Genomic DNA, 24,640 nt, shown 5'->3' on the forward strand with positions numbered 1-24,640 from the left:
TGAGACTATGATTTGCCATGAGAGCAGTGGTTTAGTTTTTGGGTTTGGTCGCACAAACACAATAACTCTTCCTTACTGCTCTCTTGCGTTTACGGCATGCTCATCCCGGCAATCCGTGAAGAACCATTTTTTTTGTCTGACGCAAATTCCGCAACACTTGCATTTCGCTAACTGTCGCGTGCGATAATGGTTCTGTTGATCAATAGAGCGAGGGACCGTGGCGGAAATTGAACGCAAGCTGGCCGCCATCATGGTGGCCGATATTGTCGGCTACAGCGCCATGATGGAGCGGGATGAATCGCGCACCTTCGCGCGGGTCCGTGCTTTGCGCGACAATTTGTTCAATCCCTTTGTCAGCCAGTACGGCGGACGCATCATCAAGACCACGGGTGACGGCTTCCTTGCGGAATTCCCCACCGGCAGCGCCGCACTGAATTGCGCAGTCGACATGCAGCGGCAAAACCATGCGGCGCAAGCCAGCTCCGACGAAAAAGACAAGATGCTGATGCGTATCGGCATCAACCTGGGCGACATCATCATCGATGGCGATGACGTGTCGGGCGACGGCGTCAACGTGGCGGCGCGGCTGGAACCGTATGCGCCGCAGGATGGCATTTGCGTCTCCGGCGCCGTGCGCGACCAGGTGCGTAACGACCTCGATGTGCTGTTCGAGGATTTGGGCGACCTGACCATCAAGAACATCACGCGCCCGATCCGCGCCTACCGCATCAACCTGGCCAACGCGCCGGCCACGCGCAAGGGCCCGGTCAAGCCCCGTTCGGGCAAGCCATTGCTGGCGGCCGGCGCCGTGATTGCCGTATTGGCGGCCGGCGGCGCCTGGTGGCTGCGCGGACCGCTGACGGCCCCCGCCGCTGCAACGGTTTCCGTGTCGGCCGCGCCGTTGTCCATTATCGTGCTGCCGTTTGCCAACCAGACCGGCGATGCGCAGAAAGCCTACGTGGCCGATGCGCTGACCAGCAGCATCACGGCCGACCTGGCGCGCATCCGCGACGCCTACGTCAGTTCCCCCGCCACGGCGCAAAGTTACCGCGACAAGAACTTCAGCGCACAGCAGATCGGCAAGGATGCCGGCGTGCGCTTTATCCTGCAGGGCAACGTGCTGTCCAGCGGCGACAAGGTGCGCATCAGCGTCACGCTGACCGATGCGCAAAGCGGCGCCACGCAATGGGCGTATACCCTCGACGGCGACTTGACGAACCTGTTTGCGCTGCAAGACCAGGTCACCAACCAGATCGGCAACAGCATCGGCCGGCAAATGGTGATCGCGGCGGCCAGCGAAGCGGAAAAACGGGGCAGCAGCCCGAAAGCCGCCGACCTGCTGCTGCGCGCCGCCGCATTGCGCCTGAAATCGCAAACCCTGCCGGTATTGCAGCAAAGCGAAGCGCTGAACCGCCAGGCGCTGGCGCTGGAACCGGACAACATCAATGCATTGACGGACTTGGCCATCTCGCTGTTCCGGCAGGCCTATAACTTCGGCAACCAGATGCCGGATGCGGAACGGGAAAAAAAGTGGGCGGAAGTGCGCGACATCGGTTCGCGGGTGCGTACGCTCGATCCGAACAATGCGGAAATCCTGTATGCACTGGGTTTTTACGCGTCCAAGCACGACGACTTCCCCGGCTGGCGCAGCACGGCCGAAGCGTTCCTGGCGGCCCGTCCGAAAAGCCTGCTGCCCTATATCGGCCTGGCCAACATGCACATCGCGCTGGCCGAACCGAAGGACGCCATCGCGCGCCTGAACCAGGCCATCACGCTGGACCCGAAGCATCCGCCGGAAACCATCTTCACCAACATGGCGCGCGCCCGCATGCAATTGGGCGACAACGACGGCGCCCGCGACTGGTGCCTGAAAGGGACGCAGGCGCACCCGGCCTACCCGAACTGCTATGCAATTCTGGCCATGGCGTATGCGGACAAGGGCGACACGCAGCGCCAGCAGGCGGCGCTGGCCGATCTGAAACGCACGGCGCCGCAGTACCGCATCCCGGAATTCGAGAAGCCGCAGCCGTCCAGCCCCGCGGCCTACAAAAAATATTACGAAGAAAAATATTTGCCGCTGTGGCGCAAGGCGGGGTTGCCCGACTGACCGGCGGCGCCCCGTCCTGCCTCAGCCTTCCAGCCAGCGCTCGAACGGGCCGGCGTCGACACCGGCCGGCACGTACCACTTCTTGCGCTTCGGATCCCAGCGCGCGCCCAGTTGCTTGGCTTCTTCCTTTTCCGCATACGGCACTTTCAGCACCGTGACGGCTTTGCCCTGGGGTTTGGCCGCCGCGCGTTCGGCAACGGTCGGCACCACGATGACCGGCGCGGCGCAGTCCACCATCGATCCGTCCGCCTGTACGGAAACCCAGCGCTCACCACCATCGTCGGCGATGCGGCATTTATAAGGCGGGTCGAATGGCGGCGTGGTGGTCATGGATGGCTGTCTCGTAATGAAGGCAGCGCATTATCAGCCACGCGGCGCACGCCTGCAAGCGGCGCCGGGGAATGAAGCGGGATGGAGAAACCGGCTTAGGCGTCGGCACCCGAAAACTGGGCAGACTTGCCGCGCGCCGCGAAATAGCAGGCGCCCGCGCCAAGCTCGAGCCCTTCACGGTCCAGCACGACGATTTTGCCCCGGCGGCATTCGATCATGCCGTCCGCCTGCAATTTGCCGCAGGCCGCCGTGATGCTTTCGCGCCGCACGCCCAGCAGGTTGGCAATGGCTTCCTGCGTGACCTTCAACTCTTCCGACAGCGAACGGTCGAGGCGGTCCAGCAGCCAGCGACACAGTTTCTGGTCGATGCTGCTGTGACGGCTGCTGACAACGCTTTGCGCCAGTTGCGCAAACATGATGCTGGTGTAGCGCATCAATTGCTGCGCCAGCGTGCCGCCGGTGCGCAACGCATTGCGCAGCACGTCCGTATGCAGGCGATAAGCATAGCCGGCGCACTGCACGATGGCGGTGTGGGTGGCGCGTTCGTCCGGATACATGGCGGCGCCGGCAATGCCTTCCCGCCCGATCATGGCGATTTCCGTGGTGGCGCCGTCTTCATTGATGTATTGCAGTGAAATGATGGCGTTGGTGGGCAGGTACGCGTAGTCCAGCCGTTCGCCGTAGCCATACAGTTCTTTGCCCGCAGGCAATTGAACGAGTTCCAGGTGCGGGAACAGGCTTTCCAGTTCATCACGCTCCAATGCACGCAGCAAGTCGTTCTGTTGCGCTCCCGTCAGGCTGACGGGCAGCGCCGGGCGGGTTGGGACGGAAATAGGTTGAGTGTTCAGCATTTTGGCACCTTGTTCTTGTCGGTTTTGCATGCTTACACTTTATTGCTGGTTGCTACTCTGCTGTATCGGAGTAAGTGTTCCACTGATGTAGTACAAAAGCATCATGCGGTGTCATCTTTGTCCTACGTGAGGTAACGAACATTCAGCGCTGCGGCATTTCCGGATAATAGAAGTCCTGGAGCAGCCACTTCTCAACTCATACGAACTTAAAAATGGACAACTTTTCGCAAGCCCTGTACGCCCTGAAACGCCAAAAAATGGCGGTCGAACGCACACTTGGCGCCCGCTCGACGGAAGAAAGCATGGTGGCTTCGCGCTGGGTCAGCGCGTGGCAAAAGCTGGTACAGGCACGGCTGGATCGGCAAGCGCCCGTGTCCGGGCCCTACGCCGGCAGCCGCTATGTCAATCCGCGCACGGGGCAGTTGCTCCACTAAGTTGCTCCACTCAGTTGCGCCACTAAACAGCACCGTTAAATCTCCCTATTAAAAAACCTGCTTCGGCAGGTTTTTTTCATGGCGGAAAGTTAAGGATTTGATACAGATTTTGCGTTTCCCCGGTCCGGCGTATGCTAGTATCCGGCAGCGCCAAACTAAGCAGGCGCCCGAGGTGCATTCCGGCTCCTTATCCAGGGCCAGCCGGGACAAGACAGAAACTCAATAAAGAGACCGATTGGAGAAGAAGTGAGTATTTTTAGAACCAAGAACCTGGACCAGATGCTGGCCGACGGCCGCAAGCCTGGCGGCCTGAAGAAAGTACTGGGCCCGTTCGACCTGATCATGATGGGGATCGGCGCCATTGTCGGTACCGGCATCTTTGTCCTGACCGGCACCGGCGCGCTGAAAGCCGGTCCCGCGCTGCCACTGGCGTTTGTCGTGGCCGCCCTCGCCTGCGGTTTTGCCGCCATGTGCTACGCGGAATTCGCCTCCACCGTACCGGTGGCCGGTTCCATCTATACCTACAGCTACGCCACCCTGGGTGAACTGGTGGCCTGGATGATCGGCTGGGACTTGCTGCTGGAATACGGCCTCGCGACGTCCGCCGTCGCGGTTGGCTGGTCCGGCTATTTCCAGCACCTGATCGGCGGCATCGGCCTGCACATCCCGGTCGAGCTGTCCGCCGCGCCGGGCGCGCTGCCGGGCGTGAAGACGTATTTCAACCTGCCTGCCATGCTGATCATGCTGTTCATTACCGCCATGCTGAGCTGGGGCGTACGTGAATCGACGCGCGTCAACGGCATCATGGTGGTGATCAAGATCGCCGTGGTGGTGCTGTTCATTGCCACCGGCGCCGGTCACGTGGACACGGCCAACTGGCAACCCTTCATGCCGTTCGGCATGGGCGGCGTCATGAGCGCGGCCGCCATCGTATTCTTCGCCTTCATCGGTTTCGACGCCGTGACGTCGGCCGCCGAAGAAGTCAAGAACCCGTCGCGCGACTTGCCGATCGGCATCATCGGCTCGCTGGTGATCTGCACCATCCTGTACGTGATCGTGTCGGCCATCATGACCGGCATCGTGCCGTTCCGCGAATTCGCGTCCGCGCTGGACCACCCGGTCGCACTGGCGCTGACCAAAGCCAAGCAGGACTGGTTCGCCGGCTTCGTTTCGCTGGGCGCCATCCTGGGTATGACCACCGTGATCCTGGTGATGTCGTATGGCCAGACCCGCATCATCTTCGCCATGTCGCGCGACGGCCTGCTGCCACAGCGCCTGTCGAAAATCCACCCGCGCTTCGGCACGCCATTCCTGTGCACATGGATCGTCGGTATCGTGTTCGGCCTGATCGGTTCCGTGGTGCCGCTGGACGTACTGGCCGAGCTGATCAACATCGGCACCTTGGCCGCGTTCTGCCTGGTGTCGATCGCCGTGATCGTGCTGCGCAAGAAACGTCCCGACCTGCACCGCGCGTTCCGCTGCCCTGGCGTACCGGTGGTGCCGGCGCTGGCCATCGCTTTCTGCATCGCGCTGATGGCCTTCCTGACCGCGACCACCTGGATCGCCTTCGGCATCTGGCTGGCGATCGGCCTGGCCGTGTACTTCGGCTATGCGCGCCACCACTCGCTGCTGAACAAGACGGCCGGCGATGTGCCGCCGGCGAATGCGGCGCCGGTGAAGTAAGCGTATCGCCGCTCCAATAAAGCCTGCCTCGCGGCAGGCTTTATTATTTGTGCAACTGCAATCCTTTGGCCGCCGTGTCGACCGCCTTCTTTGGCCCCCGCAATACCAGCCCCACCAGGTTCATGTTCGCCGGGTCTTCCCGCAGGAATACTTCGCGGTTGGCAGCATCGTGGCCCGTGGAAAACATGGGAAATACATAGGGCAACATGGTCAATTGCCGCTGCAGGCCAACCTGATGGGCGGCCTGCAAGCCGTCCAGCCCCGCTTCGAAAATCAACATCGGCTGGCCCGCCATATTGCCGTAGCGATGGCCGCTGGCGTCGACATAAGGCTCGCCCATGATTTCCGGCGCCGCGGCGGCGATGCCGGTCGCCAGGAAAGCCACCACGTTCATCCGCTGCCACTGCGCCAGGTCATTGCGCACGATAAATACTACCTTGGTATCGAACATCCGCACCTCCGTGAAAACTGATGCCGCCAGGGTAGAAGAGCGGCTCAAGGCCCGTCTGTAAGATTTGTGCACTGGCGCTGGTACGCGGCCGGCGTCAGCCGATAAGCGCGGCGGAACCACAGGCCCAGGTGGCTTTGATCGGCGAAGCCGGTTTCCGCAGCCACGTCGACCGGCGTCTTGCCTCTGGCCAGCAATGCCCTGGCCACCTTCAAGCGCAGGCGCACCAGGTACGCATGGGGCGACTGGCCAAAAGCGCGCTTGAATTGACGCGTCAGGCGGAACCGGTCGATACCGGCGTGCGTTGCCAGCTCATCCAGTCCCACGTCGCTGCCCGCATGCGCATGCAGATAGTCGCGCGCCCGCAGCATCGCGCCCATGCCCTCCGCTGCGCCGGACGGCCGCCTGGCGCAAAGATGCCGCGACAGCAAGCGGATCAAGTGGTCCAGACTCTGGTCGCGCGCCAGCCGGCCCTCCTGTTGGTGAATAGCGAGGAACGCTTGCTGTATGGCGTCGCGCAGCGCGACGTCGTCGGCCAGCGTACTGCGGAATGCCGCTTCGATGGCCGACACTTCCCCCAGCCCGAGCCGCCGCGTCATGCCCGACACCCATGCCTGAGGCAGATACAGCATGGCGTAAGTAAATCCTTGCGGCTCCGGCGCATGGCCATCGTGCACCGCGCCTGGTTCAATCAATATCGACCGGCCAGGCGTGCTCGTATGCAGTGCCCGGTGACAGCTGAATTGCTGCACGCCCTGCAGTGTCACACCGACCAGCACTTCATCATGGTCGTGGGGATCGTAGGCGTGCCCCTGGAAATGCGCATGCACGCTTTCAATGCCGGTTTCGTGGTCGCGGCGGATATTGATCCAGTCGGTCTTGTCTAAGCCGGCGGTCATGAAAGCGTTCTTCCCGTCAGCCTACAACGATGTGCACCGGCTTTCCCGCCCGGACCAGCATATCGACCAGCGCATCGAGCGTGAACTTGCTGGTTTTGCGGTTGACGACATCGGACACGCGAGGGCGCGTGACATTGAGGATTTCAGCCGCCTCGGCCTGTTTCAATCCCTGCGCTTTCATCCAACCGACCAGCTCTCCCATCAATTGCACCTTCAATTCCAGTGCATGGTCAATCGCGACTTGCGATTCGGCCTGATAGCGGCTGGCCAGCTCCGGCGCAAATCCGAGTTCGGCAAACAGATTGGCGCCCGGTTTAGTCACATGGCGCACCTCCGTATCAATTTTTTTGCTCATGTTGATTTCCTTATGGCGCGGTAACGGGTGGCGGTGATTTCCTTGTCACGGAGCGACGTTGTCTGCGTTTTCTTTTGAAAACAATGCAGTACATAGATGGCCTCTTCGAATTTGGCGACATACATGACCCGGAAAATACCTCGCGCGTCCCGGATGCGGATTTCCCGCACGCCAGCGCCCGCATCATCGAAAGGTTTCCAGTCGTCAGGGTCCAGACCCGCCTGCACCTTGCCCAATTGAAAACCCGCATCGCGACGCGCTTCATCCGGGAACGCCAGCAAGTCCTCGAAAGAGGAACCCAGCCACCGGATTTCCTTGTCTTCACGTAGTGTATCAAATTTTATACACAACGAACACATGTCTGCTCCTGGATAACCGGGGTATCCAGGAGTGTCCCGTTACCGCGCCATCCGCGCGAGCGACAGCGTCAAACAGACGCAAACACCTGCGCCGCATCGATAATCTGAATCAGCCCGCCTCCGCTGCCCGGATTGACCACTTGCTTGACCAGCGCGGCCTGGTCCGCGTGGAACAGCGGCACCGGCGTGATTTGCGCGTCGTCGAATTTCGCCACCACGTCGAGGTCATCGACCAGCAAACCCACCGTCTTGCCTTCGTTGCGGGCCACGATTACTTGCGAGCGCTGCGTGACGGGCGTCGGGCGGCCATGCAGCAGCACGCCGAGGTCGTAGACCCAGCACAGGTCTTCAGCCGCGTCCAGCGCGATGACGCCGACACAGGCCGCGCCCGAACCCATCGTGACGGGCCGGATTTTCGATGCGCACTGCGCCTCCTGGACATCGGTGGCGGCAATCGCGAACTGGCCCGTGTCGACGTAAAAAGTGGCGAATTCCGCGCCGGACGCCGTCATCGACATGCCGCCCGGCAGCGCGGCGCTTTGCCGCAGCCGGGGCACGCCGTTGCGCAGCGCGCCCAGCGTCTCGATCACCACGGCGACCACGCCGGCGCCGGTGAATTCGCGGTAGCCATGCGACGCCGTGGCGCCCGCAATCGCATACTGGCCGTCATGCGCCATGAAACCGGAACGGCTGTCGCCGCCTTCCAGCGCCAGCATCGCCGGATCGAGCGCCAGCACGCTGCCGACCGGGCGCGACGCATCGGTACTGCACAGGACCTTGCCGTCGCGGTCGACAAAATACGCCTGCATGCCGCCCGCGTCCGAATCCCCCAGCACCCCCTGCAGCATCGCCAGCAATTCCACGGCCGCATCGAACACGATGCCGATGCCACCAACGATCTTCGCATCGTCATCCGGGTCGCGGATCGCCGCATGATAGATGTACGTCGGCCGCCCGCCATACAGCGGGCTGGCTTCGAAAGGCGACACGTGATATTCCTGGTCGCTGCGCAGCGCCATGACCCGCGCCAGCGCCGCGTCATCGATGGTGTCCGCCGCGTGTCCACGCGAGCTGGCCAGGATGCGCCCCTGCGCGTCGTACACGACGATCGTGCTGTACACGGTGTAGAGCGAATTGATGTGGGCAAGGATGCGCTCCATGCGCGCCGCCTTGTCGGGGTCGGCGCCCGCGGTCAGCGCGCGCAGCGCGGGCGACAAGGCCCACCAGCGGCAATCGGCCACCCGCTCATATAAATTGCGGTCGGCCAGGTCCACCAGCAGGTGCGAAACAAATTCGCTGTTGCGCAAGCCGGACGACAGCACGGTTTCAAACAAGTCGCGGATCGATTCCAGGAACAGCGCGTTGCTGCGCGCACCCGTCTCGCTGATCTGTTCCAGGATCGCCTGCAACCGCAGGAAGTCGCCCTCCTGCCCCGCCGACATCACCTGGCCGTTCCACACCACGCGCCGGATCATGTTGGCCGCGTTCATGATCTCGAACAGCGGCGGGCAAAAGTCCCGCGCATGGGACAGCAAGCCGTCGGCCCACGTCTGGTCCAGTCCCGCCAGCACGGCGGTGGAAGCGCCGTGGAAGGCCACGTCGAGCGGAATCATGACCTGGCCCTGCCAGCCTTGCGGCCCCGGATAGCCCTGGTAGCCCGGCGACGCGAAGGTACGCACCAGGTATTCGCGGCCCGCGTACATCATGGCTTCCGGCGACCCGCCGGGATTGGTCGGCACTTGCGCCCCCACGGGAATCCATACCGGATCGGCGCTGGCGATCACCTGGCCGGCGCCGTCCAGCAGCAACATGTTCGAGCGCTGCAGGCGGTCGCGGTGGGTGCCGAAAATGCGCGCCATTTCTTCTTCGAATGAAAAGCACAGGCACAGCAAGCCCACCACGGCGCCGGTGCGCGGATGGTGGATGCGGCGCGAATAAATCAGCGCCGAACGCTTGTCGGGACGCAGGTCGCTGGCGCGGAACGTTTCGACGTAACCGTCGGTGGCCAGCGTCTGCGCGATCAGCGGATCGCGGCTGCCTTCCACCGGCGCCGATTCATCGATCTGCACCAGCACATTGCCCTCGGTATCGAGCAGCATGATTTCGTCGTACACCGTGTATTTGCGGCTGTACGCGCGCAGGCGGCTGCGCATCGCGCCGGGGTTGCCGGACAGGCCCGCGACAAATTCGCAGATGCCCGCATCGGTGGCCAGGAACCCCACGTCGGCGGTACGCTCATACAGATTGCGCACCACGATTTCAATCACGTAATGGGCCTTGGTATTCAGTTCGGCCATCGCATTGCTCATCTTTTCATGCGCGAGACTGGCCACCAGTTCCCCTTCCAGTTCGCCGAAACCCTGGCGTGTGGCGGCAATCGTCGGCAGGATCGAGCGCGCCTCCGCCGCGCAATTCATCTTGGCGGACGCTTCGATCATGCGCCACATCAGGTTCAGTTCGTGCAGCGAACGCTTGCAGTGTCCCACATCGTGCATATACGGCAGCAGCCTGCCTACATCCAATAATTTGCTCATAGCGGTCACCTGATTCAGCCTTGCGGCCCGGCCGTCCAATGTAGGGAGTCCTGCACCATGGAACGGCCCCCAAACTGTGCAGGAAAGCTGAAAGTCCCATGCTGCTAGCCACTTCCAGCCATCGCCTAGTTCTCAAAAGCAATTCCCGGGCCAGCCCGCCGTCGCCAGCGCCCGTGCTCATGACGGTGAGTGATTGGGGCGGCTCCGTTGACACCCGTAAGGGCAATCCTGATACTCGTCCATCACGATTGATGTGAGGTGCATAATGAAACGATGGTTGTCCGCCGCCCTGTCTGTGCTGGCTGTCTGCGCCGTGGCGGCGCCCGCCGGCGCCAGCCGCCAGGTGGAAAAACTGGACCGGGGCGCGGTGGCGATTGCCGCCAATGGCGGCGTGTTCATCGGCTGGCGCGTGCTGGCGACCGATGCCCCGGGCACCGCGTTCAACCTGTACCGCAACGGCAAAAAACTCAACGGCGCGCCGCTGGCGGTGTCAAACTTCACCGACCCGGACGGCAAGCCCGGCGCGACGTACACGGTGCGCGCCGTCATTGGCGGCAAGGAAGCGCCGGCAGCGGCCGCCGGCGCCGTCTGGCGGCAACCCTACCTGTCGATTCCCGTGCAAAAGCCGCAGGATGGCGTGACGCCGGACGGCCATCCATACACTTACCAGATCAATGACGGCTCCGCCGCCGACCTCGATGGCGACGGCCAGTATGAATTGCTGGTCAAGTGGCAGCCCACCAATGCACACGACAATTCGCAGGCGGGCTACACGGGCAATACCTTTCTGGATGCGTACCGCCTGGACGGCAGACGCCTGTGGCGCATCGACCTCGGCAGGAACATTCGCGCCGGCGCGCACTATACGACGTTCCTCGCTTACGACTTCGATGGCGACGGCAAGGCCGAAGTCATGGTGAAAACCGCCGATGGCACGGTGGACGGCGTCGGTAACACCATCGGCGACGCCGCCAGGGATTACCGCAACGCGCGCGGCTATGTGCTGGACGGCCCGGAATTCATCACCGTGTTCAATGGCGTCACGGGCGCCGCCATGGCGACGCAACCGTACCTGCCGGCCCGGGGCGACGTGGCCGCCTGGGGCGACGCCTACGGCAACCGGGTCGACCGTTTCCTCGGCGGCGTCGCCTACCTCGATAGCGAGCGCCCCAGCGCGGTGTTTACACGCGGCTATTACACGCGGGCCGTGATTGCCGCGTGGGACTGGCGCGGCGGCAAGCTGACCAGCCGCTGGGTCTACGACACCGACAAGGACGACCCTATAGGCAAGCCGGGGCTGTACCACCAGGGCGCGCACTGGCTGTCCGTGGCCGATGCCGACGGCGACGGGCTGGACGACATTATTTATGGCGCGGCCACCGTGTCCGGCAAAGGCACGCTGCTGTACAGCACGGGCCTGTGCCATGGCGATGCGCTGCACGTCGGCAAGCTCGATCCGCACCGTCCCGGCCTGCAAGTGTTCATGGTGCATGAAACGCCCTCGTGCTACGGCAAGCACGGCGTGGAAATGCACGACGCCGCCACCGGCGCCCTCCTGTGGAGCGTGGATGGGCAAAACAAGGACGTGGGCCGCGGCGTCTGCATGGACATCGATCCCGGTTATCCGGGCGAGGAATGCTGGGGCGCCGTGGGTGGCCTGATGAGCGCCGCGGGCAAGGAAATTTCACCGAACCGTCCGCGCGCCATGAACTTCGGCCTGTGGTGGGATGGCGACGCGCTGCGCGAATCGCTGGACGGCGTGCGCGTGGCCAAGTGGAAGCCCGCCAGCGGCACGCTGGAAACGCTGCTCGATGGCGGCAGCCTTGGCGCGGCGTCCAACAACGGCACCAAGGCGACACCCGTGCTGTCGGCCGACCTGTTCGGCGACTGGCGCGAAGAAGTCGTGTGGCGCAGCCAGGACGACCAGGCGCTGCTGGTGTTTTCCACCACCATTCCCACGGCGATCCGCTTGCCGACCTTGATGCACGATACCCAATACCGGGTGCAGGTGGCCGCGCAAAACGCGGGCTACAACCAGCCGCCTCACCCCGGTTTCCACCTGGGCGACGGCATGGCGCCGCCCGTCCTGCAACCTGTTCACACTCCCTGATCCCGCTGATGGAATCCACGATGACTGCCGTAACGATCCTCACTTTCCGCCCCGCCCTGGCCACGCTGGCCGTGCTGGCCGCGCTGGGCGCCGCTTCCACCGATGCGCTGGCCGCGACAATGCAGGTCACCGCCTCGCACACGCTGAAACAGGCGCGGCCCGCTGAAACCATCGCAGTGCCCTGGGCGGATGTCAACCGCCTGTTGCCGGGCGCGCTGCTGCAACGCATCGCCGTGCGCGACGCGCGCGGCAACCTGCTGCCGTACCAGGTCACCAACGTGGCGCCGGAAGCCAAGGACCCCGACAACAAGGGGATCGCGTACGGCGAACTGCTGTTCCAGCACGATTTCGCCGAAGGCGAGGCCAGTGCGGTATTTACCGTGGAAACCACCGATACCGTGTCGCCGCCATTCCCGCCGAAGGTGTCGGCACGCTATGTGCCGGAACGGCTGGACGACTTCGCGTGGGAAAACGACAAGGTGGCGCACCGCACCTATGGACCCGCGCTGGCCGCGCCCGCGCCGGCCGGCAGCGGCAAGGAAGTGCTGGTCACCAGCGGCCTCGATATCTGGTTCAAGAAAGTCGCCTACCCCATCGTCGACCGCTGGTACAACAAGGGCCATGACCATTACCACCACGACGAAGGTGAAGGCATGGACATGTACAACGTCGGCAAGACGCGCGGCGCGGGCGGCACCGGCGTGTGGGATGGCAAGGCGCTGCACACGGGCCGCAATTACGCGTCGTGGAAAGTCATCGCCAACGGCCCGCTGCGCGCCATCTTTGAATTGCGCTACGACGCCTGGGACGCCGGGGGCGTGGCGGTCTCGGAAGTCAAGCGCTTCACGGTGGACGCCGGCCGCTATTTCGACCAGGTCGACAGCACCTTTACATTCGCCGGCCCTAAGCAACTCAACGTGGCCGTGGGCCTCAACAAGAACCCGACCGACAAGGGCCAGGAACCGCACGTGGCCGCCATTGCCGACGCATCCAATCACTGGATCGGGCAATGGGTCACGCAGAAAAGCAATGGCGCCTTCGGCACCGCCGTGATCGTGCCCACGTCGGCCGGCTTTGCCGACGATGCGCTGAACCAGCTGATCGTGGCGCCCGTCACGTCCGGCCAGCCGCTGCGCTATTACACAGGCGCCGCGTGGGACCGCGCCAGCCCGTATCAAACGCAGGACGACTGGCGCAGGCTGGTGGTGGCGGAAGCGGCGCGGCTGCGCGCGCCGGTAGCGATCAAAGTTTCCGCGCTGGCTCCATAATCCAATCACACTGAATTTCTATTCCGCTACCACCATGGAACAAGCATCCCGCCGCAATTTCCTGAAGACCTCCGCGCTGGCCGCGTTGCCAGTAACGGCCGCCGCCGCCACCACTGCCTACGCTCCGGCCGCCCCCGCGCCGGCGGAAAAACCACCCGCCCGCCCCGATCCCGCGTCCGCCCGCAGCACAAGTCTGCACTGGCTGGAAGGCATCCCAGCGCTGACCGATGGCGCGACCGTCGGCGTCCCCTGGCCACAGGGCGTGCACCAGGATGGCCAGGCGTTCGCGCTGGCCGGCCCGGATGGTGCCGAGGTGCCGATGCAAACGTGGCCGCTGGCATGGTGGCCGGACGGATCGCTGAAATGGACGGCGCACGCGTTGCCCGCCGGGGCGGGTTTATCCCCTGAACTGGCGCTGCGTGCGGCGCCACCGAAGGCGCAGGTGCGGCACGGCGTGACGGTGCGCGAGCACGGCGGCGATATCGACGTCGATACGGGCGTGATCCGCTGCACCATCGCGCGCACGGGGCGCTACCTGATCAAATCCATCGTCCGCAATGGCCGTACGACGTTGGCCAGTGGCAGGCTGGTGGCGCTGACGGATAACGGTCCCGCAGCCGAGGCCGCCGCCGTGGCGCAGACACGCTACGAAAGCGTGGTGCAAAAGGCTACGATCGAGCAACAGGGACCGGTGCGCGCCGTGGTGCGCATCGAGGGCCGCCACCGCGCGGCGGGGCGCGACTGGCTGCCGTTCACCGTGCGCCTGTATTTTTATGCGGGTGGCGACGCCGTGCGCGTGATGCACACGTTTATCTTCGACGGCGATGAAAACAAGGATTTCGTGCGCGGCATCGGCCTGCGCTTTGCCGTCCCGATGACCGATGCGCTGTACGACCGCCACGTGCGCTTTGCCGGCGACGGCAACGGCATCTGGGGCGAAGGCGTGCGCAACCTCACGGGCTTGCGGCGCGATCCGGGCGCCGCGTTCCGCCAGGCGCAGGTGGAAGGCAAGGCTTGCCCGGCGCTCGATACCATGAACCCGCAAGTGCGCAAGCTGATGCACCTGGTGCCCGCGTGGGGCGATTACACGCTGTCGCAACTGTCGGCCGACGGTTTCCAGGTGCGCAAGCGCACCAAGGCGGGTCATGGCTGGATCGATGCGTCGTGGGGCAAGCGCGCCCCGGGCTGCGGCTATATCGGCGGCGCCGCCGGCGGCATGGCGTTCGGACTGCGCGATTTCTGGCAGCGCCATCCGACACAGCTCGATATCCGCCATGCGCACACGGAAGCGGCCGAAGTCACGGTCTGGATGTGGTCTCCCGACGCGCCGGCCATGGACATCCGCTTCTACCACGACGGCATAGGCATGGAAACCCATGAACAGGAACTCGAAGGCCTGGAAATCACGTACGAGGATTACGAAAAAGGCTTCGGTTCGCCGTATGGCGTCGCGCGCAGCAGCGAGATCACCTTGTGGGCGCTGGAGGCAACGCCGTCGCGCGAGCGCCTGGCGCGGATGGCGGACAACGTGCGCACCTTGCCGCAACTGGTGGCGCCCCCGACGCACTACCTCGCCTGCGGCATCTTTGGCGGCTTGTGGAGTTTGCCGGACCGTTCGCAACCGGCCAAGGCGGCCATCGAAGACGAACTGGACCGCCGTTTCGACTTTTACAAGGGCCAGGTCGAACAGCACCACTGGTACGGCTTCTGGAATTACGGCGACGTGATGCACACCTACGATGCCGACCGCCACGTGTGGCGCTACGACGTGGGCGGCTTCGCGTGGGACAACTCGGAACTGTCGCCCGACCTGTGGCTGTGGTATGCCTTCCTGCGCAGCGGCCGCGCCGATATTTTCCGCTTTGCCGAAGCCATGGTGCGGCACACCAGCGAAGTCGATATCCACCACCTGGGCCGTTTCGCGGGGCTGGGCTCGCGCCACAATGTGCAGCACTGGGGTTGCAGCGCCAAGCAGGTGCGCATCAGTGCAGCCATCTACCGCCGCTTTTACTATTACCTGACCGGTGACGAGCGCATCGGCGACGTGATGCGGGAATTGCTGGACGCCGATGCCAAGCTGGCCGAGGTCGATCCGGTGCGCAAGCGCTCGGAAGAGCCGGAAAAGGGCAACTACCCGGCCCGCATCAGCTTCGGCACCGACTGGGGTTCGCTGGCGGGCAACTGGCTGACGGAATGGGAGCGCCGTGGCGCCGTGGCGCAGCGCAGCCGCGACAAGCTGCTGACCGGCATGCGCGATATCGCCGCATTGCCCAAGGGCTTCTTCAGCGCCAGCCGCGCCGGCTATGAACCCGCCACGGGGCGGCTGCACGACACCACCAATGGCGGCGTGGCGGCCAGCCACTTGAACGCGGTGTTCGGCGCCGTGGAAATCTTCGCGGAACTCATCGCGCTGACGGGCCAGCAGGAATTCGAACGGGCCTGGCTGCAGTACTGCCGGCTGTACAACGCGCCGAAAGAACAGCAGAAGCGGGAACTGGGCAGCGTCCACGGCGGCACGTCCGCGCTGACCATCGGCCATTCGCGCCTGACGGCGTATGCCGCCTGGCGCACCGGCGACGCCGCGCTGGCGCGGCGCGCGTGGCAGGAATTCCACGGCCGCACGGGCGGCTCGCGGCCTGTGCCCGTTTCCGGGCCCGCCGTCATGAATCCGGGCCAGGAAATCGCCAACGCCAGCACCAACGACACGGCGCAGTGGTGCCTGGCCGCGATCCAGAACCTGGCGCTGGTGGGAGACTATCTGTGAACAAGTACACCATTGCACTGGCGGCCGCGCTGCTGGCCGTCGCCAGCCAGGCGCAGGCCGACGCGCCGCGCCGCTTCGATTTCACCGATGGCCAGCCGCAGGCTGGCTACACGCACGTTGGCCGCGACACCTTGTATGCCAAGGAGCGCGGCTATGGCTTTGAAACGGCGACCCGGGCGGACAAGCCCGCGTATTTTTCCGTGGACTTGCCGGAGGGGAATTACAACGTGACCGTCACGCTGGGCGGCGGTACGGCCGGCGTCACCACGATCAAATCCGAGCTGCGCCGCCTGATGCTGGAAAACGTGCGCACGGCGCCGGGCGCCACCGAGCAGCGCACCTTTACCGTCAATGTGCGTACGCCCCGCATCGCTGCGTCCAACACGCTGGCCGGCGGCGCCGTCAAGCTGAAGGCGCCGCGCGAAACCGTGCAGGAAGCGTGGAACTGGGACCCGCGCCTGACCCTGGAATTCAATGGCGAACACCCGGCCGTGCGCGCCATCGACATCGCACCGGTGCAGGCGCCGACCGTGTTCCTGCTGGGCGACTCCACTGTGAGCGACCAGCCGGGCGAACCGTATGCCAGCTGGGGCCAGATGCTGCCCCGCTTCTTCAAGCCGGGTATCGCGATCGCCAACCACGCGGAATCCGGCGAGACGTACCGCGACTCGCTGCAGCGGCGGCGGCTGGACAAGGTGCTGTCGGCCATGAAGCCGGGCGACACCGTGCTGATGCAATTCGGCCATAACGACCAGAAGCAGATCAAGGAGGGCAAAGGCGGACCGTTCACGACCTATCTTGACGAAATCCGGCTGCACGTGGCGGCGATCCGCGCCCATGGCGGCATTCCCGTCATCCTGTCGTCGATGGAGCGGCGCGCATTCGACGCCAACGGCAAGGTGGCGCCATCGCTGATCGACTACGCCAATGCCGCGCGCCAGGCCGCCACGGAAATGAACACACCGTTCATCGACTTGAACGCGCTCAGCAAACCCTTCTACGAAACCCTGGGCGTGGAAGCATCGAAGGCGGCGTTCGCCCAGCCGCAAGGCAAGGTCGACAACACCCACCACAACAATTACGGCGCCTACCAGCTGGCGCAAATGGTGGCCACCGGCATGCGCCGGCAAGGCTTGGCTGCAGCGTACTGGCTGGCCGACGGCTATGGCGCGTACGATCCCGCCAGGCCCGATCCGGTGGCGGCGTTTGCCGTCCCGCCAAGCCCGAACCATACCAACGAGCGCCCGCTGGGCGACGAGGCCAATCAATGATACGACCGCTCGCACTCTGCATTGCCGCCGCCATGCTGGCGGGATGCGCCGCGCCCGCGCGCACGACCGGCAACGCGTATTTGTTCGCCTACTTTACCGGCAATGGCGAAGACGGCCTGCACTTTGCCGCCAGCCGCGATGGCTACCGATGGGACAAGGTCGGCGGCGGCCGCAGTTTCCTGAAACCGGTGGTGGGCGCCGCGAAGCTGATGCGCGATCCGTGCATCGTGCAGGGGCCGGATGGCACCTATCACATGGTGTGGACTTCGGGCTGGAAGGAAAACAATATCGGCTACGCGTCGTCGAAAGACCTGGTGCACTGGTCGGCGCAGCGGGAATTGCCCGTCATGGCGCATGAGGCAACCGCCATGAATGCGTGGGCGCCGGAAATCGCGTACGACCGCGAACGGGACGAATTCGTGATTTTCTGGGCTTCCACCGTGCCGGGGCGCTTCCCGGAAACGGATGGTTCGTCGGAAGACAAATATAACCACCGCCTGTACGTGACCACCACCCGGGACTTCAAAACGTTCACGCCGACGAGGCTGTATTACGACCCGGGCTTCAGCGTGATCGACGCGACCTTCCTGGATTTCAATGGCCGGCGCCATTTGCTGATCAAGGACGAAACCCGCAACCCGCCCCGCAAATACCTGCAACTGGCCTCCGCCGCCGGCGTACAGGGCCCGTTCGGCAAGCCCGGTGCGCCGTTCACGCCCATCGGCAAATGGGTGGAAGGACCGACCGCGCTGCAAGTGGGCGCGTATGCGGTGGTGTATTACGACGCTTATATGACCAAACATTATGGCGCGCTGCGTTCGCGCGACCTGGTGCACTGGGAAGATGTCACGGACCGCATGCGTTTTCCCGACGAAGGCACGCCGCTACGCATGCGCCACGGCACGGCGTTCGCGGTACCCGCGGCGCTGCTGGCAACACTTGATAAAGAGGAGACAAAATGAAACGCTGGATCGCCGCTGCACTGCTGGCAGCCGCCCTGCCCACCCTGCCCGCCTGGGCCGAACCGCTGGCCACCACCACCGCCAGCGACAGCAATTACCTGCAACGGGTGCCGTACCAGACGTACTTTGCCGATTACCTGGCGCTGCGCCAGGGCCGGCAGGCCGACCTGGTGTTCATTGGTGATTCCATTACCGAGCAGTGGCGCTGGGGCGCGGGCAATGCCGTGTGGCGCGCCCGTTTCGAGCACCGCGCATTCGACTTCGGCCTGGGCGCGGACCGCACGCAGCACGTGCTGTGGCGCCTGCAGCAATTCGACTTGTCGTTCCTGAAGCCGAAAGCCGCCGTCATCATGATCGGCACCAACAACGTGTCGGACCAGCCGGAAGATATCGCCGGCGGCGTGCAGGCCGTGATCGCCGCCACGCAAAAGAAATTCCCCGGCGTGAAAGTCGTCCTGATGAGCATCCTGCCGAACGAACGGGCCACCGCGAAAATGGCCGCCGTCAACCGCCTGCTGGCGCCGCTGGCCGACGGCAAGCGCGTGGTCTACGTCGACCTGGCTTCCCGGTTCACGCCGGAAGGCGACAACTGGAAAGGCCTGTCCCGCGACAGGCTGCACCTGACGGAACAGGGCTACACCATGTGGGCCGACGCGCTGGACGCCGTCCTGCCCACCGTCCTCGCCAACTGACCCTGCCGCGGTTGAAGCCCTGGATCAGCCGAAGGGGTTGGCGACGGATTTGACGTCGGGGGGCGGCAGGCGGTCTGGCAGGCTGGCCGACTCCAGTTTGGCCAGCACGTCGGACAGCAGCTTGTGCAGGGCGCGCGTGTCGGCCAGGCCGGCTTTGTCCAGCGTCAGGTCGATGTCGCCGCTGATCGTGATGCGGTCGACACGGTTTTCCACGGTCAGGCCGCCAATGTGCAGTACATCGGCTTCATTGGCGTAGGGGATGAATTTCTTGGCCATGCTGGACTCCTCAGCGTTTGCGGGGTTTGGCGGTTGGCAGCTTCAGCATGGTCTGCTTTTGCTGCGGCGTCAGCGACGGCAACAGATTGATGCCGATCTTTTGTTCCAGCTCGGCCACTGTCATCGTCACGTATTGCACGTCCGGCTGGTTTTCCACGAAATACGCGCCACCGGCACGCTGGCGCGGGCTGTACACGACCTTGTATAAATGGCTGGGCACCAGCACGTTGCCGATCTTGCGCAAGTCCGTGCCGAGAAAAGCCGGCCCCGTGATCACATACAGGTCGCCCTCTTTCTTTGCCAGCTTGCGCACCGCCTGCTCGATACCGGCCCATACATGGCGGTTGTTGTCGCCATCCTGCGGCACCATGTTCGCCAGCGTAAAGCTTTCGCGCTGCGACTGGCGGTCCGGCATGTCGCCATTGGGCGCCATGTGGCCGCGGTCGAAACCGCTGCGCGCATAGTCGGACAATTCCGCGCGGTGCTGGCGCGGCAGGCGCTCCTCCGGGTGGAAGGAGTTTTCGCGGTCCAGGTCGCGCGCCTGCTCGACGTTGTCGGCGGTCAGGTGCTCGGCCGCCCACAGCGGCGTGCGGGTCACACCCGAATGCATGATGCCAAACACGCCGTAGCACAGTTCCTGCGTATTGACGGCCAGCTTCTGGTTACGGAATTCCGGCGCCTTGCCATCCACGTAGTGATCGGGACAGGCGGCCAGCGCCAGCGACGACGCCAGTGCGGACAGCGCAAAGGCGGCGGCTATTAACTTCTTCTTCAACGTGATTCCTTACTTAACTTGAACAAATACTGCGATGAACGGATACTGCGCCGCATTCTAGCGGAGCGCGGCAATCCGTGACAAACGGGAGACGATGGCGGCCAATTCCACGCGCAACGCATCCGGCGCGATAATCTCGAATTCAAACGGCAGGCTGGCCAGTTCGCGGGCAAACCAGTCCAGGCTGTCCGACTGGTTATGCAGCAGCACGCCGTCCGGCGTTTGCTCGAACAGGCCGATGGCGTCGGCCAGGAACCGCTGGGCCGTGGCCAGGTCGGTCTTCAGCAGCACTTCGGTGGGATGGGCGCGCGGCATGGCGGCAAACGACGTGCGCAAATGCGCCAGCGCGTCGAATCCCGGCGGGCGCAGGAACGATTGCGGCAGCGGCTCCGCCGACACGATGCGGTCCAGCCGGAACGTGCGCATGTCCTGGCGCAAGTGGCAAAAGCCCACCGCGTACCACCAGCCGCCGTAATACGCGAGGCCATACGGATCGATGCGCCGCTCGCTGTCGACGTCCATGGTCCGGTAGCGCAGGTGCACGCGCTGTCCCTGCTGGGCCGCGGCGCTTAACGTCACCAGCGCAGCATTGTCCTGCGGCGCCGCGTTGCGGGCGCGTTCCAGGTCCAGCCGCACGGTTTCATCGATGGCGCCGACGCGCCGTTTCAACCCGTCCGGCATGATGCGCTCCAGCTTGGCCTGGGCGCTGGCCACCGCCGGCGCCGCTTCGGCCAGGCCCAGGCTGCGGGCCGCCAGCAAGCCCAGCGACAGCGCCAGCGCTTCGTCGTCCGTGAACATCATGGGCGGCAGCTTAAAACCCGGCATCAGCGCATAGCCGCCATAGCGCCCCCGCTCACTGAGGATGGGGATGCCGATCTGTTCCAGCATGACGATATAGCGGCGCAACGTGCGGCCGTCCACCTCCAGGCGGCTGGCCATCTCGGCGCCGCTCATGCGGCCATGGGTTTGCAGCAGTTCCAGTACTGCCAGTACGCGGGTGGTCGGATGGTACATGCTGCCACTTTAGCGTCGAATCAGGGCGAAAACTGTCCTCATTAAACACGATACTTGCCGGACACAACAAGGAGAACACTATGAATCATCATCTGTGGCTGTATTTCGCCGTAGTCTTCGGCATCGTGATTTTGCCCGGCCTCGACATGGCCTTCGTCATGGCCAGTTCGCTGCTGGGCGGCAGGCGCGCCGGCATGGCGGCTGTCGGCGGTATCGTGGCGGGCGGCTTTTGCCACCTGGCGATGGCGACGCTGGGCATCGCCATGCTGCTGCAACTGTTACCCGGCTTGTTCAATACGCTGTTGCTGGCCGGGGCCGCCTACATCGCGTGGATGGGCTGGACTTTCCTGCGCAGCGACAGCGTGTTCCAGCCGTCGCACAGCCGCGAAGTGCTGGCGCCGCACGTGATCTTCCGCCGCGCAATGATGACCAGCCTGGTCAACCCGAAAGCGTATTTGTTCATGCTGGCGATCTTCCCCCAGTTCCTGCGTACGGACGAGGGGCCGCTGTGGCTGCAGTCCGGTGTATTGGGCGCGATCACGGCCGCCACCCAGGTGGGCGTCTACGGCGCGCTGGCGCTGGCGTCCAGCCACGCCACGGACTGGTTCACACACCACCCGCGCGCGTCGGCCGTCACGGCCAAAGTCATGGGCGTGCTGTTGATTGCCACGGCCTGCGCCAGCGCGGCGCAGGCATGGCGAGGCGTGTCGACCGCCATGCAGTCGGCCGATATCACCATCGTGGTCGGCGGACATACTGTCCGCTGAGCGCTGGCCTACAGCGAGCGTCCGTCGTATTGCTGCACCGGGACGGACGCCGGATCGAAGTCTTCGAGGCAATTGAGGCTGATGGCCACCGTCGCATTGCCTTTCGGGTCCGTGCCTTCGCCAAACGGGTGTATGCCGCACGTCTTGCAGAAGTGGTGCTTGATCACGTGCTTGTTGAAGGTATAGGTGGCCAGCGCATCTTCCGGCGTCAGCAACTTCATGCTGGTGCGGGGGAAGAACGCCAGCGGCGTGCCCTTACGGCGGCAGATCGAACAATTGCACATGATCGCGCCCTTGATCTCGCCTTCCACTTCATACTTCACATTGCCGCAATGGCAGCTTCCCTTGTACAGCATGGCGCTCCTCCGCTGTTGATTAATGGAGCCAGCAGTCTAAATCAGTGCAAACGTCCCGACAACGCTTCGAGCACGCCCTTGCGGTTCTTGTGCGACGTTTCGTACGCCCGGACCGTGCGGCGCTGGGCTGCCGTCAGTTCGTGCACGTGGCTGCGGATCTGCGTCACCGTGAGTTTCTGGTAATCCTTGATCGGCAACCCGTCGTTCATCATGCGGTGCAGCGCGTCGCGGCCTTTGCCATCCATCTTGTGCATGGCGGCCGATGGCTTGGCGGCGGGCTTCGCGGCTTTCATGACGGATTTGGCAGCGGATTTGGTGGCGGTTTTTGCCGAGGATTTCCGTGCCGTCTTCGCCGCCGCCTTTGTCGCCGGTTTCGCCGTAGCCTTGGCAGCCGCTTTCGGGGTGCTCTTCGTTGCAGCCTTCATGGCCGTCTTGCCGGCTGACCTGGTTGCCGCTTTCGTGGCGGTTTTGGCGGCGGTTTTGGTCGCCGATTTGGCGGCTGGTTTAGCGGTGGACCTGGTGGCGGACTTGCCAGCCGATTTCGTTGCGGACTTCGTTGGCGATTTCGTGGCAGACTTCGCAGCCGCCTTTGTCGCGGGCTTGGCGGACGCCTTCGTGGCGGACTTCGTCGTGGATTTCGCAGCAGCTTTTTTAGCCGCCGGCTTCGCAGCGGACTTTGCGGCCGGTTTTGCGGAAGACTTCACGGCAGGCTTTGCCGCCGTCCTGGCGGCCGGTTTGGCGGCGGACGCCTTGCTGCCGCTGGCGCGGCTGGCCGATTTGGCGGCGCCCTTCTGTTCCTTGGTCTCGCCGTGTTCGCGGCGCTGCTTGTTGACGATGCGGGCGGCGACTTCGTCTTCACGGCCGCCGTAGCGGCCTTCCTTCTGGAACTCCTGCTTCAGTTCCTTGTACTCGCGCTCCCGTTTTTGGCTGGCTCCTCTGGGCATGATGGTTCTCCTCATGGTTTGCGGTGATCCGATCATACGCGCGCCCTTGTTTGCCTGGCGCACGCTGTGTGCTAGATTCCTCGTTCACACCCGACGACAAGGATCCCCATGAAACGCATGACACTGGCGCTGGCCTGCCTCGGCGCGTTACAGACCGCCGCGGCGGCCGACACGGAACTGCACCAGGCGGTGGCCCGCGAATACAAGGAGCGCCTGGGCGCGCTGTTCGACCACTTCCACCGCAACCCCGAGCTGTCGTTCATGGAAGTCAACACGGCGGCCCGCATTGCCCAGGAATTGCGGGCCGCCGGCTTCCAGGTCACGGAAAAAGTGGGCGGCACCGGCGTGGTGGCGATCCTGAAAAACGGCCCCGGCCCGATGGCCATGCTGCGCGCCGATATGGATGGCTTGCCGGTCGAGGAAAAATCCGGCTTGCCGAATGCATCGAAAGTCATGCAGAAAGACCGGGAAGGCAACCTGTTCCCCGTCACCCACGCGTGCGGCCACGACGTCCACATCACCAGCCTGGTCGGCACCGCGCGCCAGATGGCGGCCCGCAAGGCCGAGTGGTCCGGCACGCTGATGCTGATTGCGCAGCCGGCGGAAGAACGGGTCGGCGGCGCGCTGGCCATGATGCGCGACCGACTCTGGGAGCGTTTCGGCAAGCCCGATTACGCGCTGGCGTTCCACGTTTCGGCGATCAACGTGCTGGGGAAAATCGAAGCGCTGGAAGGCGCCCCCTATTCCGGCGCCGACACGGTCGAAGTGGTGGTGCACGGCGTCGGCGCCCATGGCGCCAGTCCGCATACGGGCAAAGACCCGGTGGTGATCGGCGCGCAAATCGTCATGGGCTTGCAGGCGCTGGTGTCGCGCGATTTGCCGCCGCGCGAACCGGGTGTCATCACCGTGGGTTCCTTCCATGCCGGCACCAAGGCCAACATCATTTCCGATACCGCCGAGCTAAAAATGACGGTGCGTTCGGAAAACCCGCAAACCCGCAAGCTGCTGCTGGACGGCATCCGCCGCGTGGCGCTGAACACGGCCCGCGCCGCCGGCGTGTCCGAAGACAAGCTGCCCACCGTGCGCGAAGTCGACGATCCCGCGCCGCCGACGGTCAACGATATCCCACTGACACGGCGCCTGAAAGCCGTCTGGGTGCAGAATATGGGGCCGGATATCCTGGACGCGGAATTACCCCGCCTCGGCATGGGCGCGGAGGATTTCCCCGCCTTTACGTCGCAGCCGTATATTCCCAGCGTCTATTTCCGCGTCGGCGGCACGCCCAAGGCGGCGCTCGACGCGGCCAGTGCGGGCGGCCCGCCGGTGGCCGGCCACCACAGCGGCCTGTTCAAGATCACGCCGGAACAGTCGGTGCGCACGGGCGTCGAAGCATCCACCTTGGCGTTGCTGGATTTGCTGAAGAAACCCTGACGCTTGCGCG

The 24,640-nt window shown here is 64.2% G+C and carries 24 protein-coding genes; 12 read left to right on the plus strand and 12 right to left on the minus strand.

What is annotated here, in order from left to right; all coding sequences use genetic code 11:
- The first annotated feature begins 217 nt into the window (after positions 1–217).
- Positions 218–2,107 carry an adenylate/guanylate cyclase domain-containing protein gene (locus GJ700_RS17810; protein WP_154376304.1) on the plus strand — a complete coding sequence of 630 codons (1,890 nt, stop codon included), beginning with the start codon at positions 218–220 and terminating at the stop codon, positions 2,105–2,107.
- A gap of 21 nt (positions 2,108–2,128) precedes the next feature.
- Here GJ700_RS17810 and GJ700_RS35530 read toward each other — a convergent pair whose 3' ends face one another.
- Both GJ700_RS35530 and GJ700_RS17820 read right to left on the minus strand, forming a co-directional pair.
- Positions 2,129–2,437, minus strand: coding sequence for a DUF5710 domain-containing protein (locus tag GJ700_RS35530; protein WP_229507079.1), 309 nt, complete (start codon positions 2,435–2,437; stop codon positions 2,129–2,131).
- Positions 2,438–2,532: 95 nt separating this feature from the next.
- Entirely contained in the window at positions 2,533–3,288 is a 756-nt protein-coding gene (locus GJ700_RS17820) for a Crp/Fnr family transcriptional regulator (protein WP_154376306.1), read from the minus strand.
- A gap of 212 nt (positions 3,289–3,500) precedes the next feature.
- On the opposite strand from GJ700_RS17820, the gene GJ700_RS17825 reads away from it, so the two are divergent.
- On the plus strand, positions 3,501–3,722 hold the full coding sequence (locus GJ700_RS17825) for a hypothetical protein (RefSeq protein WP_154376308.1): 222 nt from the start codon (positions 3,501–3,503) through the stop codon (positions 3,720–3,722).
- A 246-nt stretch (positions 3,723–3,968) separates the two neighbouring features.
- Positions 3,969–5,405 carry a branched-chain amino acid transporter BcaP gene (bcaP, locus tag GJ700_RS17830; RefSeq protein WP_371868017.1) on the plus strand — a complete coding sequence of 479 codons (1,437 nt, stop codon included), beginning with the start codon at positions 3,969–3,971 and terminating at the stop codon, positions 5,403–5,405.
- A 43-nt stretch (positions 5,406–5,448) separates the two neighbouring features.
- Here the strand turns inward: bcaP and GJ700_RS17835 are convergent, their stop codons facing one another.
- The 5 genes from GJ700_RS17835 to GJ700_RS17855 all read right to left on the minus strand — a co-directional run bounded on the left by GJ700_RS17835 (position 5,449) and on the right by GJ700_RS17855 (position 10,000).
- Complete coding sequence (locus tag GJ700_RS17835; protein WP_154376310.1) at positions 5,449–5,856, minus strand: DUF2000 family protein; 408 nt, start codon at positions 5,854–5,856, stop codon at positions 5,449–5,451.
- A gap of 44 nt (positions 5,857–5,900) precedes the next feature.
- Entirely contained in the window at positions 5,901–6,752 is an 852-nt protein-coding gene (locus GJ700_RS17840; RefSeq protein WP_154376311.1) for an AraC family transcriptional regulator, read from the minus strand.
- A gap of 16 nt (positions 6,753–6,768) precedes the next feature.
- Positions 6,769–7,107 (minus strand): helix-turn-helix domain-containing protein, encoded by a 339-nt coding sequence (locus GJ700_RS17845; protein ID WP_154376313.1) that lies wholly within the window; start codon positions 7,105–7,107, stop codon positions 6,769–6,771.
- Entirely contained in the window at positions 7,104–7,466 is a 363-nt protein-coding gene (locus GJ700_RS17850) for a type II toxin-antitoxin system RelE/ParE family toxin (protein WP_154376315.1), read from the minus strand. Before GJ700_RS17850 ends, GJ700_RS17845 begins: the two co-directional genes overlap by 4 nt.
- Before the next feature lie 68 nt (positions 7,467–7,534).
- Positions 7,535–10,000 carry a chemotaxis protein CheW gene (locus GJ700_RS17855; RefSeq protein ID WP_154376317.1) on the minus strand — a complete coding sequence of 822 codons (2,466 nt, stop codon included), beginning with the start codon at positions 9,998–10,000 and terminating at the stop codon, positions 7,535–7,537.
- Between the two features lie 265 nt (positions 10,001–10,265).
- On the opposite strand from GJ700_RS17855, the gene GJ700_RS17860 reads away from it, so the two are divergent.
- From GJ700_RS17860 to GJ700_RS17885, 6 genes are read left to right on the plus strand one after another with little or no spacing between them, the layout of a single operon-like run.
- Positions 10,266–12,110, plus strand: a complete 1,845-nt coding sequence (locus GJ700_RS17860; protein WP_154376319.1) for a rhamnogalacturonan lyase — start codon at positions 10,266–10,268, stop codon at positions 12,108–12,110.
- 20 nt (positions 12,111–12,130) lie between these two features.
- Positions 12,131–13,378, plus strand: a complete 1,248-nt coding sequence (locus GJ700_RS17865; protein WP_154376321.1) for a DUF4861 family protein — start codon at positions 12,131–12,133, stop codon at positions 13,376–13,378.
- 34 nt (positions 13,379–13,412) lie between these two features.
- A complete protein-coding gene (locus GJ700_RS17870; RefSeq protein ID WP_154376323.1) occupies positions 13,413–16,142 on the plus strand; it encodes an exo-rhamnogalacturonan lyase family protein in 2,730 nt (909 codons plus the stop codon).
- The gene (locus tag GJ700_RS17875) at positions 16,139–17,413 is read left to right on the plus strand and encodes a rhamnogalacturonan acetylesterase (RefSeq protein ID WP_371868018.1); all 1,275 of its coding nucleotides are present in this window, start codon (positions 16,139–16,141) and stop codon (positions 17,411–17,413) included. The genes GJ700_RS17870 and GJ700_RS17875 overlap by 4 nt, the downstream gene beginning before the upstream one ends.
- Positions 17,410–18,375 carry a glycoside hydrolase family 43 protein gene (locus GJ700_RS17880; protein WP_154376325.1) on the plus strand — a complete coding sequence of 322 codons (966 nt, stop codon included), beginning with the start codon at positions 17,410–17,412 and terminating at the stop codon, positions 18,373–18,375. Before GJ700_RS17875 ends, GJ700_RS17880 begins: the two co-directional genes overlap by 4 nt.
- Entirely contained in the window at positions 18,372–19,067 is a 696-nt protein-coding gene (locus GJ700_RS17885) for a GDSL-type esterase/lipase family protein (protein WP_154376327.1), read from the plus strand. Before GJ700_RS17880 ends, GJ700_RS17885 begins: the two co-directional genes overlap by 4 nt.
- Positions 19,068–19,091: 24 nt before the next feature.
- On the opposite strand, the gene GJ700_RS17890 is transcribed toward GJ700_RS17885, so the two are convergent.
- From GJ700_RS17890 to GJ700_RS17900, 3 genes are read right to left on the minus strand one after another with little or no spacing between them, the layout of a single operon-like run.
- On the minus strand, positions 19,092–19,343 hold the full coding sequence (locus GJ700_RS17890) for a hypothetical protein (RefSeq protein ID WP_154376329.1): 252 nt from the start codon (positions 19,341–19,343) through the stop codon (positions 19,092–19,094).
- A 10-nt stretch (positions 19,344–19,353) separates the two neighbouring features.
- Positions 19,354–20,124 carry a DNA/RNA non-specific endonuclease gene (locus tag GJ700_RS17895; protein WP_371868031.1) on the minus strand — a complete coding sequence of 257 codons (771 nt, stop codon included), beginning with the start codon at positions 20,122–20,124 and terminating at the stop codon, positions 19,354–19,356.
- Between the two features lie 51 nt (positions 20,125–20,175).
- The gene (locus GJ700_RS17900; protein ID WP_154376333.1) at positions 20,176–21,132 is read right to left on the minus strand and encodes a helix-turn-helix transcriptional regulator; all 957 of its coding nucleotides are present in this window, start codon (positions 21,130–21,132) and stop codon (positions 20,176–20,178) included.
- Between the two features lie 80 nt (positions 21,133–21,212).
- Between GJ700_RS17900 and GJ700_RS17905 the strand changes: the two genes are divergently transcribed.
- The gene (locus GJ700_RS17905) at positions 21,213–21,899 is read left to right on the plus strand and encodes a LysE family translocator (RefSeq protein ID WP_154376335.1); all 687 of its coding nucleotides are present in this window, start codon (positions 21,213–21,215) and stop codon (positions 21,897–21,899) included.
- Between the two features lie 8 nt (positions 21,900–21,907).
- On the opposite strand, the gene GJ700_RS17910 is transcribed toward GJ700_RS17905, so the two are convergent.
- Complete coding sequence (locus tag GJ700_RS17910; RefSeq protein WP_154376338.1) at positions 21,908–22,255, minus strand: GFA family protein; 348 nt, start codon at positions 22,253–22,255, stop codon at positions 21,908–21,910.
- A gap of 41 nt (positions 22,256–22,296) precedes the next feature.
- Positions 22,297–22,548 (minus strand): DUF8129 domain-containing protein, encoded by a 252-nt coding sequence (locus GJ700_RS17915; protein WP_154376340.1) that lies wholly within the window; start codon positions 22,546–22,548, stop codon positions 22,297–22,299.
- Here GJ700_RS17915 and GJ700_RS35005 point away from each other — a divergent pair.
- Together GJ700_RS35005 and GJ700_RS17925 are read left to right on the plus strand one after the other, a co-directional pair.
- Positions 22,547–23,125: a hypothetical protein gene (locus GJ700_RS35005; protein ID WP_195763926.1), complete on the plus strand. Its 579-nt coding sequence runs from the start codon at positions 22,547–22,549 to the stop codon at positions 23,123–23,125. The two genes, GJ700_RS17915 and GJ700_RS35005, sit on opposite strands and share 2 nt — an antisense overlap.
- Positions 23,126–23,307: 182 nt before the next feature.
- On the plus strand, positions 23,308–24,630 hold the full coding sequence (locus tag GJ700_RS17925; protein ID WP_154376341.1) for an amidohydrolase: 1,323 nt from the start codon (positions 23,308–23,310) through the stop codon (positions 24,628–24,630).
- Positions 24,631–24,640: the final 10 nt, after the last annotated feature.

It is taken from the genome of Pseudoduganella rivuli, from assembly GCF_009674485.1.
GTDB classification, from domain to species: Bacteria; Pseudomonadota; Gammaproteobacteria; order Burkholderiales; family Burkholderiaceae_D; genus Rugamonas; species Rugamonas rivuli_B.

Coding starts and splice junctions, on each gene's coding strand:
- GJ700_RS17885 (WP_154376327.1), top strand. CDS start 18,372: ATGAAACGCTGGATCGCCGCTGCACTGCTGGCAGCCGCCCTGCCCACC.
- GJ700_RS17880 (WP_154376325.1), top strand. CDS start 17,410: ATGATACGACCGCTCGCACTCTGCATTGCCGCCGCCATGCTGGCGGGA.
- GJ700_RS17905 (WP_154376335.1), top strand. CDS start 21,213: ATGAATCATCATCTGTGGCTGTATTTCGCCGTAGTCTTCGGCATCGTG.
- GJ700_RS17865 (WP_154376321.1), top strand. CDS start 12,131: ATGACTGCCGTAACGATCCTCACTTTCCGCCCCGCCCTGGCCACGCTG.
- GJ700_RS17860 (WP_154376319.1), top strand. CDS start 10,266: ATGAAACGATGGTTGTCCGCCGCCCTGTCTGTGCTGGCTGTCTGCGCC.
- GJ700_RS17870 (WP_154376323.1), top strand. CDS start 13,413: ATGGAACAAGCATCCCGCCGCAATTTCCTGAAGACCTCCGCGCTGGCC.
- GJ700_RS17825 (WP_154376308.1), top strand. CDS start 3,501: ATGGACAACTTTTCGCAAGCCCTGTACGCCCTGAAACGCCAAAAAATG.
- GJ700_RS17835 (WP_154376310.1), bottom strand. CDS start 5,856: ATGTTCGATACCAAGGTAGTATTTATCGTGCGCAATGACCTGGCGCAG.
- GJ700_RS17910 (WP_154376338.1), bottom strand. CDS start 22,255: ATGCTGTACAAGGGAAGCTGCCATTGCGGCAATGTGAAGTATGAAGTG.
- GJ700_RS17890 (WP_154376329.1), bottom strand. CDS start 19,343: ATGGCCAAGAAATTCATCCCCTACGCCAATGAAGCCGATGTACTGCAC.
- GJ700_RS17855 (WP_154376317.1), bottom strand. CDS start 10,000: ATGAGCAAATTATTGGATGTAGGCAGGCTGCTGCCGTATATGCACGAT.
- GJ700_RS17820 (WP_154376306.1), bottom strand. CDS start 3,288: ATGCTGAACACTCAACCTATTTCCGTCCCAACCCGCCCGGCGCTGCCC.
- GJ700_RS17915 (WP_154376340.1), bottom strand. CDS start 22,548: ATGAAAGCCGCGAAGCCCGCCGCCAAGCCATCGGCCGCCATGCACAAG.
- GJ700_RS17925 (WP_154376341.1), top strand. CDS start 23,308: ATGAAACGCATGACACTGGCGCTGGCCTGCCTCGGCGCGTTACAGACC.
- GJ700_RS17850 (WP_154376315.1), bottom strand. CDS start 7,466: ATGTGTTCGTTGTGTATAAAATTTGATACACTACGTGAAGACAAGGAA.
- GJ700_RS17900 (WP_154376333.1), bottom strand. CDS start 21,132: ATGTACCATCCGACCACCCGCGTACTGGCAGTACTGGAACTGCTGCAA.
- GJ700_RS17840 (WP_154376311.1), bottom strand. CDS start 6,752: ATGACCGCCGGCTTAGACAAGACCGACTGGATCAATATCCGCCGCGAC.
- GJ700_RS17845 (WP_154376313.1), bottom strand. CDS start 7,107: ATGAGCAAAAAAATTGATACGGAGGTGCGCCATGTGACTAAACCGGGC.
- GJ700_RS35005 (WP_195763926.1), top strand. CDS start 22,547: ATGACGGATTTGGCAGCGGATTTGGTGGCGGTTTTTGCCGAGGATTTC.
- GJ700_RS35530 (WP_229507079.1), bottom strand. CDS start 2,437: ATGACCACCACGCCGCCATTCGACCCGCCTTATAAATGCCGCATCGCC.